Genomic DNA, 14,603 nt, shown 5'->3' with positions numbered 1-14,603 from the left:
ATCCTTTAACAGTTGCCTAAAAGTTCTGTTAAATAGTGTTGCACCATGTATCTTTTGCACCCCGTTTGCCGTCTAAAGAATATAAACACTAGAGCTATGAAGAACAAGATGAGATTTTTAGCCGTTGGGATGCTTTCAGGGTTGGTGTTATTCCTTGCATCCTGTTCAAGTACCAAGGTTACTTCTTCCTGGAAGGAACCTGATGCTTCCATCAACACTAATCAGAAGATCCTCGTTATGGCGCTGGTGAGCGACCGCGAGGGCAGCCTGAGGAACAATATGGAAAAAGAATTCGTGGCCTCGTTGAAACAGAGGGGGTATAACGCGGTTTCGGCTTACGACGAGCTGGGGCCTCATGCGCTCAAAGGCCTCAACGAACAGAAAGCCATGAACAGGATCCGCAAAACCGATGCAGACCAGGTACTGACCATCGTAATGCTGGATAAGTCCAAAGAGAAGAATTACGTGCCGGGCCGGAATTGGTATATGCGCCCGTACCCGATGTACTACGGCCGCTTTTGGCCTTATTACAACTCAATGTACAGCCGGATTTACGAGCCGGGGTATTACACGACCAACACGAAATACTTCCTGGAAAGCAATCTTTATAACCTGAGGGACAAACAGCTGGTATATTCCGTGCAAACGGAAACCTTCGATCCTTCGTCCGCCGCCCGCATGGCCGTGGTTTACAGCCAGCAGGTGATCAAGGACATGACGAAGCAGCAGCTGATCTCCAAACGTTAGTAGTACAGTACCGTCATAATCAACATCCAAAACAGGTAACCTGCTCCGGCGGGTTGCCTGTTGGTGTTTTTAGGAAGATTTTATATGTTTACCGGCCTGCTTTATGCTAGAATTGCCTGTAAACGATACCACTATCCTCCGCCAGCTGCAGCCTGAAAACGCTCCGCAGCTTTTCCTGCTGATCAATCAATGCCGGAAAACCCTGCGTAAATTCCTGCCCTGGGTGGATTACAACACCACCGAAGAACATTCCCTGCGATTTATTGAACTGATGAAAAGGAAAGCGGATGAACAGGACGCCATTGCCTTTGGCATCTGGCACCACGGCGAGCTTTGCGGTGTAATAGACCTTCATGACTGGGACCATCTCCTTTCCAAAGCGGAAATAGGTTACTGGATCGCTACGGAAAAGCAGGGAAAAGGCATTGTTACTGAATCCTGCAAAACCCTTATAGGGTATGCCTTTGCTGCTATACGGCTGAATAAGGTGGAGATCCGGTTCGTGCTGCAGAACGAAAAAAGCGGGCAGATACCCATCAAGCTGGGATTTACCAGGGAAGGCATCCTCCGCCAGAGCGCAAAGCTGCACGGCCAGTATGTGGACATGGTGGTGATGGGCATGCTCCGCAAGGACTGGAAGTATTAGCCCCCGTTACACGTCGCAGATCTGCACGCCCTGTTTCAGGGAAGCCAGTTTATCTTCTCTTTTCGGCACAAACTCCTGGGCCACGAAACCCTTAAAGCCTGTATCCAGCACGGCCTGCATGATGGCGGGGTAAAACAGTTCCTGGGTTTCGTCTATCTCGTTCCTGCCCGGCACGCCGCCCGTGTGGTAGTGGGCGATGTATTGCTGGTTTTCGCGGATGGTGCGGATCACATCGCCTTCCATGATCTGCATATGATAGATGTCGTAGAGTAATTTGAAACTATCGGAGCCTACCGCCTTACAAAGCTCCACGCCCCATGCGGTATGGTCGCACTGGTAATCGGCATGGTCTACCTTGCTGTTGAGCAGCTCCATTACCAGCGTCACTTTTTTCTTTTCGGCGTAGCCGATGATCTTTTTGAGGCCTTCCGCGCAGTTCTCTATACCCTGCTGATCGTCCAGCCCTTCGCGGTTGCCGGAGAAGCAGATCAGGTTGGTGAAGCCGGCGGCAGCTGTGGCGTCTATCATAGGCTTAAAATATTCGATCAGCTGGGCGTGGTGTTCCTTGCGGTTCCAGCCGCGGGTAATGCCCCATTCTTTGCTGTTGGAGGCCACCATGGCGCTCGTGAGATCATATTTTTTGATCACATCGAAGTCTTTCGGGCTCACCAGGTCTATGCTCTGGATGCCGATATTCTGCGCGGCCTTGCACAGGTCTTCCAGGGGAATGCTCCCATAACACCAGGCGCATACGGAATGCCTGATCCGGCCTTTGAGTTTATCGTCCAGCGCCTTTTCGTGCGCGGAAACACGGGATGTTAGTGAGGAAAGGGCTGTGCCTGCCAATGCCATAGTTGCTACTTTTTTGATCGCATCTCTGCGGGAAGAATGGGTTGCCATAACGCGACGGATTTACCGGTGGTGAATTTACTTCAAATCCCGGCGAATTGCAAGCGATCGGAAAACTACGTTTTTTTGATTTTCCGGGTAAATACCTGACCAATGCTGTTCGTACTGAAACCCTTTGCCAGTAAGCGCTTCAACCAATACGAGCGCCGCCTTCCCGGAATGTTTGCCGGAAGCCCGTAACATTTTGGTAGGTTATTTGATTATATATACAAAAGCCAGTGAGTATGGAAAGGAAAATTACTCCCAGTTTAACGATGTGCCTGGTAATGGACCTGATCGGTCTGGCCAGCTATGCGGTGCCGTTACTGGGCGAGGTGAGCGATGTGGTTTGGGCGCCGATCTCGGCCTTCATCTTTTACAGGATGTTCGGCGGGCCGCTCGGCGCATTCGGCGGTGTGTTCAACCTGATAGAGGAGCTGTTTCCCGGGCTGGATTTCATCCCGACATTCACCATCAGCCGTTTCGTGGTGTATATCACCCAGCAATGGTCCGCGCACCAGAAAAAGCGCGTCATCAACGATCTGTAACCCCTGTTAACCTCTTCAGAAGGAAGCCGGCTGGGCATTCACCGCCCTTCCCATGGCGGCGGACTTGCCCCCGAAACGGTTCAGGAAATAAGAGAAGCTCAGCATGAAATAACGCCGCAGCACCATGCTCCGTGTGTCTTCGATATAGTTGTCGCTCACACTGCGGTTTACACTCACATTCTGGTTCAGCAGGTCGAATGCCTGGAGCTTCAGCAGCCCTTGCTTTTTACTGAACACCGTCTTCGAAACAAACCCGTTCAACATCGTAAACTGGTTGTTGTAACCCTCTCCCCGGCCGGTATTGGCCACAAAATCCAGGTCTCCCCCGATCACGAATCCCAAAGGCAGGTTGAGGTTAAAATCCAGCGTGGCGGTGTAAGTAAAATAATTCGCGTTATTGGCGGAGTTCGCCGAAAAACGCGCCCGGTTGTAGTTCATGTTTCCGCCGGCCGCTACGTCAAACAGCTCTTTGTATATCCAGTTCACATTCAGGCCCTGGTTGATATTGAGAGAACTGGTCACATTTTCTTTGCCGTTCACGAAGCTGATGTCGCGGCTGTAAGTTGCCTGGGTGTTGGAATTCAGGAATGTTTTCTGTTGCCGGTTCAGCGCAAATCCGTTTACCAGGTAGCCGTTCAGGTTGTAGGTGCCGTTTACGTTGATGGGTTTGATGACCTGGATACCTTCTTTCGTGATGGTATTGGAATTCACGATCCTGTTGGAGGTAAGGGTGCCGCTCACAGAGGCGAACAGGCTGCGCATCGTGGTGTGGTCGTAATCGTTGAAGGTCAGCATCACGGCATTGTTGAAGGATGGCTTCAGGTCCGGGTTGCCTTCCGTTACCAGCAGCGGGTTGGAAATGTCAGGCACCGGCTGCAGCTGCTCCAGCGTAGGTTGCTGCGTTTGGCCGCGGTATGAGAACGACAGGCGTTTGTTGGCGGAGAAATTATAATTCAGCAGGGCCATCGGCGAAAAATTCCAGGTTTGCTGGCGGATGTTGCTGCCGGTAGAGAGATTGTCGCTGTTCAGGCTGTTCTGCTGGAGGTTGACGCCCAGGGTGTAATTATAGCGCAGCTTCTGCGTCATAAGGCTGAGGCCCGCCTGGTGGTTGCTGTATACGTTTTCGAAGAGGTTCGTAAGACTGTCCACCGCTACATCATACACATTTCCTGTTTTGGATTTATCGTAAGTATACCGGTCGTTGGAACTGAAACTGTAATTGTACGCGTAGTTGATCTCCAGGTACCGGTCGCGGAAAACAGGCTCCGTATAACTCAGCCTGACGCCGGCCTTGCGGCTGGAGCTTTCCTGTATCACTTTCTGGTTCACGGTATCGAGCCGCTGGTTGGCGCCGTCACGGAAGTCGATGTACGACTCGTTGATGGATTCCCTTTCGTTGCTGTTGAAACCGAAGGTGAGGTTGGCGCTCAGCGTGCGGCCTTTTTTATCGAATTTTTTCCTGAAAAGCGCTGATGTATTGAAGTTTGGAGCATTGGAAGTGCTCATGGTACGGTTGCGGCTGCTGTTCACGGTATCCTTTGCATTGTTCAGCGTAGTGCTGTACGATTCGGTGGCGCTGGTGCCGGTTCCGTAAGTGAACATCGGCGTTACCAGCACGGAATGGCTGGAATCTATCTGGTAATCCATGCGCATAAAAACGCGGTGGTTCACCTGGTCCGAGAGCGTATTGTTGAAGTTGTTGACATACGAGGAAGAGTCCGGGCGGAAGATGTTCTCGCGTTCGCTCGCAGTTTCATTCTCGGTTTCTTTTTTGTCCGCAAAATAACTCGCATTGAAGCGCATTCCCTTCATGAATTCGTCGCTGTAATTAAGCCCGCCGTTCCAGCTTTGGGTGAGGCCCGTGCCCTGGCCGCCCCTGACGTCGCCTACCGCAAAGCCCGGCGCGTTCACGTTATTGGTGCTGCCCAGGGCGGAGAGCTGCTGCGTTTCCCGGAAGCGGTTGAATGTGGCCCCGGCCTGGTAGCGGTCGTCCGTTCCATACCCAACGCTTGCCCGCCCGAAGAAGCCTTTTTTCTTGTCCTGCTTCACGGTCAGGTTGAGCGTTTTTTCTATCTCTCCGTCCGAAATACCAGTGAACTGCGACTGCTCGCTTTTCTGATTGATCACCTGTATCTTGTCGATGATATCCGCCGGAAGGTTGCGGGTGGCCATTTTAGGGTCGTTCCCGAAGAACGGCTTCCCGTCTACCAGCACTTTTTTCACCGTTTCGCCATTGGCTTTGATGGTGCCGTCCTTTTCCACCTGCACGCCGGGCAGCTTCTTCAGCAATTCCTCCACCATGGCGTTTTCCCTTGTTTTAAAAGAACCGGCATTGAACTCGATGGTATCTTCTTTGATGCGGATAGGCGGTATCTGGTCTACCACCTCCACCTCGTTCAGGTTGAGGCCGGTGCGGACCATGGCCAGGATGCCCACATCTATGAGCGTCGTGGTGTCTTTCACCTCTATACGCCTAGAAAGCTGTTTGAAACCCATATAGGAAACCACGAGAAAATACTCTCCCGGCTTGGAACCGGAAAATACAAACGCTCCTTTCGCGTCCGCCACCACGGTGGTATACACGGTCGAATCTTTCCGTTCCAGCAAGGCTACCGCAGCATTCGGCAATGCCTCTTTATTGGAATGATCCGCTATTTTGCCTGTGATCTTGTTTTCTTTCTGCTGTGCCCGGGCAATGGTTCCGATGGCTAACAGGGCCACCAGGGTTAAAAGTACACGTTGTTGCATAAGAGGGGGTTGTCCTGTCTATTGTGCTTGCTGCATTTTCTTAAACTGTTCGTTGTGCCACTTTTCCATGATGGACCTTCGTTTTTCTTTCAGTTCATCTGCGGTCAGCTTCTGCGCGGTGGCCGGCAGGCTTACTTCCGATTCCGGAATGGGTTTTAACTCTACTTTTTTTGCGACGTAAGAACGTTTACTGCTTTCGATGGATAGCACCACGCCCTGTTCCGGCAATACGCCGTTCACAGGCGAGAAGCTCACCGGGATCTCCGTGGTATACCACAGCACAAACTGCTCGTCTCCCTGGTTAACGGTGGCGCGTTTGCAGCTGTATCCCGCTATCTTCTTCGTTTTACCGGATGTTTTGAAGTCTGGCGTGGCTTTATAATCTTCTTCGGAATACCAGATGTTTTCCACTACGCTGTCTTTCCGCTCTTCGGTTACGCTCAGGTATTTCCGGTTTGAGAGATCAATATACGTCGTATTGGTGACAGGGGAGCGCAGTGCGCCGGCAGCAGGAGGGCGGCCTCCCTGGGCCGGAGCGAACACCGCATTGCCCCGCCCTGCGTCGCTTACGGTAGTCCCTCGCGCGGAAACGCCGCCCATCGGGCCTCCCATCATCATCATCCGGGGCCCGCCGCCGCCTTCCATTTCCAGCTTGCCTTTTCCACCGGAAAAAGTGAGGGTCTGTTTTGAAGTGACCAGGTTCGGCAGGTCAGGCATGCTTTCCGGCGCTCCTTCGGTTCTGCCGCCACCGGAAGAATAGGTTACGACCCTCATCTGTCCGGGCTCTATGCGCGAGGTAACTTCGTATTCGATCACACCGGATTGCTGGGCGGAAGCCTCCTTCCCTGTTGCCAGCAGGGCCGCCATCATTACAAAGGCTGAAATGGTTTTTTCCATATCTCTGATTTTTTCGTAAAATTCAGGTATCCCGGGCAGGCGGCGGGTTAAGCAATCTTATTTAGTGTTAAATAGTGTTAAGCCTTTCCGCCCGTTGCCGGAGATGCGATAGATTTACACCCGATGCGCAACAGAATCCGCAATATTCTCATCCTGATAACCGTCTGCACAGCCGGTATCTTCGCCCTGCAGGGCTACTGGCTTTACCAGGCCTACCAGATCCGGCTGCAGGAATTCAACCGGGATATCAACGACGCCCTCCGCACGGCCGTTTTTAATAAACAGTTCAACGATGCGGGCAAATTATTGGGTTACGGGCGCACCATGCGCGTGCCTGCCGCTGCCGCCACACGCATTGCCCGGGGCGGGCAGGTGAGCGATGTGGTCATGGATGCCGTACCGGCCGTGCCCAGGTGGGGGCACCGGGGGCGGAACGCTTTTTTCCTCCGCAAAAGTCTCACTATTGACGACAGCACTGCCGCCGAAGGTTTCGAGGAAATAACAGAGAATGGAAACACTATCCGGATCAACCTCTCAACAGATACAAATTACAGGCAGGTGGCCGATTCGCTCTCCCGCAGGATATCCAATATTCTTGTGCTGAACCGCTTTTTCGATTCAACCCTTACCCTCAACCGGCTGGATTCCATGTACACGGAAGAGCTGCTGGCGCGCGGGATACAAACCGGTTTCAAGCTGGATACGATGCGGCTGGAAAGAGACGACTCCATGGTTTTTCTTCCCATGGTCAATAAATTACAGACCGCGCCTATCCCTTTTAACCCGGTGCAGAACCTGCTGGTAACGGCCACCTTCAAAAGCCCGCTGGCGCTTATTCTCGGTAAAATGATCTGGAGCCTGCTCATTTCCGTCGTGCTGATGCTGCTGATGGTGCTGAGCTTCACTTATATGCTCCGGACCATTCTCCGGCAAAAGCGGCTTTCCGAAGTCAGGAACGATTTCATCAACAACATGACCCATGAGCTGAAAACGCCCATCGCTACTGTATCCGCAGCGGTTGAAGCATTGCAGCATTTCAACGCCCTGCAGGACCGGCAGCGCACCGCGCAATACCTCAATATTTCCCGCAACGAGCTGCTCCGGCTGAACGACCTGGTGGAAAAAGTGCTGCACATCGCGGCGGAAGAAAAAGAAGATTTTGAGCTTACGCCCGAACCGACGGACCTCAACGAGCTGATCAGCGGCATCATCACGAACCACCGCCTCAAATCCGCCAAGAAAGTCGATTTCACCTACACCCTGCTGGCCGATGCAGAAGTGAAAGTGGACGGCACACATCTTTCCAATGCGATCAACAACCTGGTAGACAATGCCATTAAATATTCCCCGGAACCCGCCGCCATCACCATCCTGGTTACCCGGCAGCAGAACCGGCTCAAGATCAGCGTGAAAGACAATGGCATTGGCATTCCGCATGCTTACCAGGAAAATATATTCGAGAAATTTTTCCGCGTACCCACCGGCAACCTTCATAATGTAAAGGGTTTCGGGCTGGGGCTCAGCTATGTAAAAAAGATCGTGGAAAAACACGGCGGCTGGGTGCGGGTGAAAAGCGAACCGGATAAAGGCAGCGAATTCCTGCTGGAGATCCCCTTAACCTGATTTTTGATATGAACCCACGCGTATTGCTTATAGAAGATGAATGGCAGCTGGCCCAGATCGTGAAAGACAGCCTGGAAACCCGCGGCTTCAACATGTTCTGCGCCAAAAACGGCCGCGAAGGCCTGGAACTTTACCGGCAACACCGGCCGGACGTGATCGTGCTGGACATCATGATGCCGCAAATGGACGGATTCAGCTTTGCGGAAGAAGTGCGGAAAAGCGATAAAGAAACACCGATCATCTTCCTCACCGCCAAATCGCAAACAGCCGATGTGATCAAAGGTTTTGAGACCGGGGGCAACGACTATCTGAAAAAACCTTTCAGCATGGACGAGCTGATCGTACGGATACGTTCCCTGCTGGGGCGTTTCCAGCAAGCGCCGCCGGGCGGTGAAGACACGGTGCAGATCGGGCAGTATGCATTCAACTATACCAAACAGACCCTCACGCGCAACAACCACGCTGAATTTCTCAGCCACCGCGAAGCGGAAGTGCTCATGCGCCTTTGCAGGAACAGGAACCAGGTGATGGAACGGAAAGCAGTGCTGCAGGAGCTTTGGGGCGACGATAATTTCTTCAACGCGCGCAGCATGGACGTGTTCATTACCAAGCTGAGAAGGTACCTGAAAGAAGACCCGCGGATACAGATCGTCAACATCCGGGGCGTAGGGTATAAGCTGATTAGCTGAAGAGGTAGAGCACGTCTTCTTTGGTGAGTTTTTTGATGAACCCGCTGTCGTCCGCGATGATATCCTTTACCAGCGACTTCTTGCGTTCCTGCAATTCCAGTATTTTTTCTTCCACGGTATCCTTACAGATCATGCGGTAAGCGAAGATGTTCTTCGTTTGGCCGATACGGTGCGTACGGTCAATGGCCTGCTGCTCCACCGCGGGGTTCCACCAGGGATCCACGATATACACATAGTCCGCCGCCGTGAGGTTAAGACCCACGCCCCCGGCCTTGAGAGAAATAAGGAACACGCGGCAGTCGTCGTTCTGCTGGAAGTTCTGGATTGCCTTTTCCCTGTCCATGGTGGAGGTGCTGCCGTCGAAGTATTCGTAAGATATCTTCATGTGCGTCAGCCTGTCGCGGATGAGGCCCAGCATACCCAGGAACTGGCTGAACACAAGCACCTTGTGGTTCCCGATGTTCTCGGAAATTTCGCGGGTCAGCTCATGCAGCTTCACGGAATGGTTGGGATATTTTTCGGTTTCGTTGAGAATCGCGGGTGAATCGCAGATCTGGCGCAGCTTCATGAGGCCCTGCAAAATAGTGAGCTGGCTGCGTTCCATGCCCTGGTCTTCTATCACGCCCAGGATCTTGGAGCGGTAAGTATTGCGGTATGCGTCGTAGATGTGCCTTTGCTCGGGATCCATCTCGCAGAAGATCACCGTTTCGATCTTATCCGGCAGGTCTTTGGCCACCTGCTCCTTGGTGCGGCGCAGGATGAACGGATAGATCAGCTTTTTGAGATGTTCTTTCCTTTCTTCGTCCTGGAACTTGTCTATGGGCGTGGCAAATTCGTTGCGGAAAAAGTCCACGCTGCCCAGCATGCCCGGGTTCAGGAAGTTCATCTGCGCGTATATGTCGAACGTATTATTCTGCATAGGCGTACCGCTCAACGCGATCCGGTTGCGGGTATTGAGCAGCTGTGCGGCTTTGGTGACCTTGCTCTGCGGGTTTTTGATCGCCTGCGATTCATCCAGCACTACGTAATCGAAATCGATCTTCATCAGCAGCTGCACATCGCTGCGCAGGGTGCCGTAGGTGGTGATGATCACGTCGAAAGCCTGCAATTCCTCGGAGATCCTCATCCTGGCCGGGCCGTGGTGGATGTGATAGGAAATGCCGGGCGTGAATTTCTTGATCTCGTTCTCCCAGTTATAGATCAGCGTGGTGGGGCAAACCACCAGCATGGTACATTGTTCGTGTACGTTTTTGTAGTGCTGGATAAAGGTGAGGGCCTGGACTGTTTTACCAAGACCCATATCATCGGCCAGGATGCCGCCCCACTTCACTTCGTCCAGGTAATTCAGCCACTGGAAACCGCTTTCCTGGTACGGCCGCAGGTTTGCGTTGACGTTTTCCGGCAGCGGCACGTTCCTGATCTCGTCGAACTGCAGCAGCTTGCGGCGCTTTTCGTCCAGCTCCACGAGAATGGCGTCGTCGTCAATGAATTCATACAGCTCGTCTATGACGGAGAAATTGTATTTGCTCAGCTTGAGGCCGGCGCCTTTATCTTTTTCCTCGCCTATTTTGAAGAGGAGGGAATATTTTTTCAGCCATTCTTCCGGCAGCAGCCCCAGTGTGCCATCCGCCAGCTGCACGTAGTTTTGTTTGTTGGCCAGCGCGCGTTTGATATCGCGGATACCTACTTTCTGATCACCGTACACCACTTCCACCTGCGCGTCGAACCAGTCGATGCCGGAGCTGATCTGCAGGTTGGTAACGGGTTTTTGCGGGTTGAAACGGAAGTTGCGCAGCTGCTCGAAGCCGAACACGCGCACGTCCATTTCCTTGAGTGCATCAAAAAAGAGGAAGAACCAGTTGTTCTTCAGCGCTTCTTTGGAGCGGAGATAAAAATAATTATAGTTGTTGAGATGTGTAAAGTTGGTGTGCAGGGTGCGCAGCTTGGCCACGAAAGCGTTTTCCGCTTCCTTGTTACGGTGTATCACCAGCACTTTATTGCCTTCCTGTACGGTAATGCGCGGCTCCTCGTTCCATTCCACCTCATGGCCATGATAAGCAAAGCCCGGCTGGATCACGAAGGTTTCGCCCATTTCTTTCAGGTATACGCGGGTTTCCGGCACAATGTCGTCCACTTCGGCCAGCAATGCCGCGTCGAACTGAACGGGATAGTTCTTGCCGAGCGGCAGCATCACATCCTTGAGGAAGTCCTGCCATTCGCTGCCCGGCACTTTCAGCGCGTGCATCTGCTGGTAGCGCATGATGCTGATGCTGTCCTGCGAGTTGGCGAACGTATAGATCACCCCATTGTAGAGGAACAGTATCGGGCTGGCCCACTGGTTGGCGGAAACGTTCACCGGTTCGCCTTCAATATCCACCCAGGCGGTCACTTCCACGTGACCGTCCACCTGGTCCGCTTTAAAATAAGGTTTCAGCGGGTCGCCATCCACCTGAACGAGCTGCAGGTTCTTGGTTTTGAACTGCTGCCCGTCCCTCAGCAGGAAAACCAGGCGGTGTTCCGCCAGCACGGGAAACAGTTTTATGAGCTTCGGGTGCATGTAATCCACGATCAGCTCCATGGTTTCCATGGGCAGGCCGTCTTCATTTTCATGCATGATATTTTCCCAGATACCGGCGAAGGGGGAGTTTTTATTGAGGAACTTGCTCACCTCCGCATGCTGCAATTTCCGGATGGGGGTGATCAGCTCACGGTCTTTTTCCTTGAACTGGTAAAAATCCACGTATTTGGTCAGGTCCAGCTTGCTGACGAGGGACACGAACTCGGATTCGTCCTCGTTGGCGTCGCCGCTCACCAGTTCCGCCTGGAAGTAAGGGAACAGCGTGTCGTTGGCATTCAGCACCACGCCCAGGCGGCGTGTAGCCGTGATCGTTTCCGCCGGTTCCGGCTCAGGCTTGGCGTTGGCCGGGGCCTCCACTTTTTTGATGGTGGGGTCCAGCACACGCAGGAAAGGTTTGCCGTTCAGGTACGAAAAAGCAAATTTCCCGTTCAGGTCGTCGCTGAGGGAATAGCCGTAGGAGGAAAGGAGTTTATTTTTCTCTTTGTCCCAGTTGCGGAGGGTATCAAAATAAAACGGGCCGTGCGCATGCAGCAGTTGCAGGAACAGGGCGGTTTTATGTACGCATATGGGGTGCTCATGCTCGTCGCAGGTGCAATGGGTATCGAAGTTCCGTTCTTCATTCCTTTGGAGGATGAGGGGGTACTTCTTCCCTTCGTGCCGCAGCTCGGCTTCCACCTTCTCGTCTTTGGCAGATTTGATCACGGCCTGCGTTTTGCGCAGGATGCGTTCGGCTTCGGCCATGATGGTGCTGGAAGTGAGCAGCTTGATCGTTTTAAGATCGATGGATTTCATTTTTACCAGCGTATGCTGCTGGTCGTATTGCGTTTCGAAGGATTCAAAATGATTCCGGTCCAGCATTTCCTGGAGCTGGAAGAGGGCGGCCGCTTCGTGCCTGCAAATGTCGCCGAGGTTGTAGGGGCATTGGCAGCGCACGCTCATGGTTGCGGGCTCGTGGTATTTGTTGATGGTAACTTTATAATAATTGGCGTGCGTGTCGCTTTTTACGCGGAAAGAGGCGGAACGCAGCACAGGATCACCTTCCAGCAGTTCCACGCCCCCCGTTGCAAAGATGCGTTTCCCCCTGCGGATCACCTCGTCGGTTCCGTTGTTGTACACATATTTTAGTAAATGGGGCAGCGACATGCTATTCCTGTGATCACCTTTTTTTGCATCAGCCAGGGTTATGTAACAAATTCTTACGCGTCGGTCTGTTGGACTTTTACTGGTCTTTTACTCAGTTTCATCTAAAAAACGGCTCATGAAAAGGCAATCCACAAAAGTAAGCATAAAAATTCAATTAGCGCGTGCGAAAGGGAATAGAATAGCACGTTAGGGGGAAGTCCGCGAGAAAATTGTGCAACGGAAACAAAAAATTATCCATTGAGCCGGGGGGGCATATAACGCTACTTTTGTATAAAAATTTTCTATGGGAAACACACAACTTTTAGACAACGCGAAAACAAGAAACCTGGGATTATTAATTCTCCGTGCAGGAGTCGGCATATTATTTTTCGTTTTCGGATGGCAGAAGATCGCCGGGGGCCAGCAGGTGTGGAACGGTGTAGGCTCCGCCATGCAGTTCGTAGGCATTTCCGCCTGGCCGGTGTTCTGGGGGCTGATGGCCACACTGGCTGAGTTTGCCGGCGGTTTATTGCTCGCCATCGGGCTGTTCACACGCCCGGCCGCCGCTTTCCTGGCCTTCACCATGATCATGGCCACTATCCTGAAAGGAGCTACAGGCACGGGTATCATGGACTGGTACGCTCCGTTCACCATGCTGCTGATCATGATCTTCTTTATCATGAACGGCGGCGGGGTATATTCTCTCGACAGCGTGGTCCGTTCCAGGAAACATTCCGGCAAGCTGGCCGCTTAATATTACAAACGGAACCAATCAAAAAAGGGTGAGTTTCAATAAGAAAGCTCACCCTTTTCCGTTTATATTATTTTTCTTTTATCAGTTCCCCGTTCCGGAGTATAGGCAGCACGTTGGCGGCATCCGGGGTGAGGCAGAAGCGGATGTCCTCTTCCAGCCCGTAGCGGGCCAGGCGCTGGTAGTGGCTGGCTTTTTTCATGAACCCGAAAAGATCGTCTTTTGCACTGTGATACAGCGTTTCGGCGGCAATAGCGGAATCGCAGTTCACGTCAAAATGTTCGCGGATGCGGCTTACCACGGCGCCGGCAAACAAGGTGTCTTCCATATTCACCCGGTCTTTCCAGGCTGCGCAGCCCAGTATCACGTTCTGGCCCTGGGAAATCAGGTATTCGCAAACGGAAGAGATGTTCGGGAAGGAACCGGTGATGATCTGCACAGCGTCCTTGGCCATGTGCAGCAGCTTGGTGCCGTTGGTAGTGGTGAGCACCAGCACTTTCCCGCCGATGAACTCTTCGGGGTACTCGAAAGGGGAATTGCCGTGCAGCAAGCCTTCCGCGATCTTACCGTCCCTTTCCCCGGCGGTAATGGCGTTCAGCTGGCGGCCGATGCTTACGCATTCTTCCACCGTGGCTACCGGTATCACTTTGGCGGCGCCATTGTACAGTGCCGTGCAGATGGTGGACGTAGCCCGCAGCACGTCGATAATTACTACAATGCTGTTCTTTACGTCGTACAGGTGCAAAAGGGCCGGAGATAAACAGACTTCCAGCCTGGGTTTGGTATTCTCGGTCATTCGTTTTTGTTTCTTATTAATCCAGGATCACCCGCCACTTTTCGCTTTCAGCATATTCCTTGATGATCTTATTACGCAGCTGCAACAGCCGTTTCATGTATTTTCTCAGGTATATCTTTTCAAACCACTTGCCAAACCTGCCGTAAGGCGTGCCAAATTCCATAATATCTATCATCACCGTGCCGTTCTCGATCTCGCGGAAAAAGTGCTCGTGCTTCATAAAGGTGAAATCCCCCTTTTCCATCTCGTCCCGGAAATACTGCGGCTTTTGCATCGCGGTGATCCTCACGGTCAGCTCCCGCATTTTCGTGAGGTGCTTCGCCCGCCAGGTAACCGTTTCGTCGTAGTCGATCAAACCACTGGTGCGGCCTTTGACGGCCTCTTCCTGTAAATGTTCCATGCTGCGTTTGTGCAGCGTAATGCTCCGGCTCAGGTCAAAAACCCGGGGCACAGGCGCATGAATAACGGTGGTCAGATGAATAAGCGGCATAGCAGTGATGCTTTAGATATGGTTCTTTGGCAAAAATAGGCTTCAATAACGCTGCTCTTCCGGTAAAATTGTCCTTCCCG

Annotated in this window: 12 protein-coding genes; 6 read left to right on the top strand and 6 right to left on the bottom strand. The window is 52.5% G+C overall.

Going from position 1 to position 14,603, the window contains the following annotated elements:
- The first annotated feature begins 96 nt into the window (after positions 1 to 96).
- Together ACTJIK_RS02775 and ACTJIK_RS02770 are read left to right on the top strand one after the other, a co-directional pair.
- Complete coding sequence (locus ACTJIK_RS02775; protein WP_440644761.1) at positions 97 to 747, top strand: hypothetical protein; 651 nt, start codon at positions 97 to 99, stop codon at positions 745 to 747.
- A gap of 103 nt (positions 748 to 850) precedes the next feature.
- Positions 851 to 1,393 (top strand): GNAT family N-acetyltransferase, encoded by a 543-nt coding sequence (locus ACTJIK_RS02770; protein WP_440644760.1) that lies wholly within the window; start codon positions 851 to 853, stop codon positions 1,391 to 1,393.
- A gap of 6 nt (positions 1,394 to 1,399) precedes the next feature.
- Here ACTJIK_RS02770 and ACTJIK_RS02765 read toward each other — a convergent pair whose 3' ends face one another.
- Positions 1,400 to 2,293 (bottom strand): hydroxypyruvate isomerase family protein, encoded by an 894-nt coding sequence (locus ACTJIK_RS02765; protein ID WP_440644758.1) that lies wholly within the window; start codon positions 2,291 to 2,293, stop codon positions 1,400 to 1,402.
- Between the two features lie 233 nt (positions 2,294 to 2,526).
- On the opposite strand from ACTJIK_RS02765, the gene ACTJIK_RS02760 reads away from it, so the two are divergent.
- Positions 2,527 to 2,829 (top strand): hypothetical protein, encoded by a 303-nt coding sequence (locus tag ACTJIK_RS02760; RefSeq protein WP_440644757.1) that lies wholly within the window; start codon positions 2,527 to 2,529, stop codon positions 2,827 to 2,829.
- 15 nt (positions 2,830 to 2,844) lie between these two features.
- Here the strand turns inward: ACTJIK_RS02760 and ACTJIK_RS02755 are convergent, their stop codons facing one another.
- On the bottom strand, positions 2,845 to 5,577 hold the full coding sequence (locus tag ACTJIK_RS02755) for an outer membrane beta-barrel protein (RefSeq protein WP_440644756.1): 2,733 nt from the start codon (positions 5,575 to 5,577) through the stop codon (positions 2,845 to 2,847).
- A gap of 18 nt (positions 5,578 to 5,595) precedes the next feature.
- A complete protein-coding gene (locus ACTJIK_RS02750) occupies positions 5,596 to 6,474 on the bottom strand; it encodes a GLPGLI family protein (protein WP_440644755.1) in 879 nt (292 codons plus the stop codon).
- 123 nt (positions 6,475 to 6,597) lie between these two features.
- On the opposite strand from ACTJIK_RS02750, the gene ACTJIK_RS02745 reads away from it, so the two are divergent.
- Both ACTJIK_RS02745 and ACTJIK_RS02740 read left to right on the top strand, forming a co-directional pair.
- Positions 6,598 to 8,097: a sensor histidine kinase gene (locus tag ACTJIK_RS02745; protein WP_440644754.1), complete on the top strand. Its 1,500-nt coding sequence runs from the start codon at positions 6,598 to 6,600 to the stop codon at positions 8,095 to 8,097.
- Between the two features lie 8 nt (positions 8,098 to 8,105).
- The gene (locus ACTJIK_RS02740) at positions 8,106 to 8,786 is read left to right on the top strand and encodes a response regulator transcription factor (RefSeq protein WP_440644753.1); all 681 of its coding nucleotides are present in this window, start codon (positions 8,106 to 8,108) and stop codon (positions 8,784 to 8,786) included.
- Here the strand turns inward: ACTJIK_RS02740 and ACTJIK_RS02735 are convergent.
- Positions 8,779 to 12,480, bottom strand: a complete 3,702-nt coding sequence (locus tag ACTJIK_RS02735; RefSeq protein ID WP_440644752.1) for an SNF2-related protein — start codon at positions 12,478 to 12,480, stop codon at positions 8,779 to 8,781. The two genes, ACTJIK_RS02740 and ACTJIK_RS02735, sit on opposite strands and share 8 nt — an antisense overlap.
- A gap of 310 nt (positions 12,481 to 12,790) precedes the next feature.
- On the opposite strand from ACTJIK_RS02735, the gene ACTJIK_RS02730 reads away from it, so the two are divergent.
- On the top strand, positions 12,791 to 13,240 hold the full coding sequence (locus ACTJIK_RS02730; protein ID WP_440644751.1) for a DoxX family protein: 450 nt from the start codon (positions 12,791 to 12,793) through the stop codon (positions 13,238 to 13,240).
- Between the two features lie 67 nt (positions 13,241 to 13,307).
- Here the strand turns inward: ACTJIK_RS02730 and ACTJIK_RS02725 are convergent, their stop codons facing one another.
- Both ACTJIK_RS02725 and ACTJIK_RS02720 read right to left on the bottom strand, forming a co-directional pair.
- Positions 13,308 to 14,033 carry a 2-phosphosulfolactate phosphatase gene (locus ACTJIK_RS02725; RefSeq protein WP_440644750.1) on the bottom strand — a complete coding sequence of 242 codons (726 nt, stop codon included), beginning with the start codon at positions 14,031 to 14,033 and terminating at the stop codon, positions 13,308 to 13,310.
- Positions 14,034 to 14,049: 16 nt separating this feature from the next.
- The gene (locus ACTJIK_RS02720) at positions 14,050 to 14,523 is read right to left on the bottom strand and encodes an SRPBCC family protein (RefSeq protein WP_440644749.1); all 474 of its coding nucleotides are present in this window, start codon (positions 14,521 to 14,523) and stop codon (positions 14,050 to 14,052) included.
- Positions 14,524 to 14,603: the final 80 nt, after the last annotated feature.

Origin of the sequence: Chitinophaga sp. 22620, from assembly GCF_052044405.1 — a bacterium.
In the GTDB taxonomy this organism is placed as follows: Bacteria; Bacteroidota; Bacteroidia; order Chitinophagales; family Chitinophagaceae; genus Chitinophaga.
The sequence above is the reverse complement of the archived record's forward strand: the minus strand, read 5'-3'. Positions and strand labels throughout refer to the sequence as shown.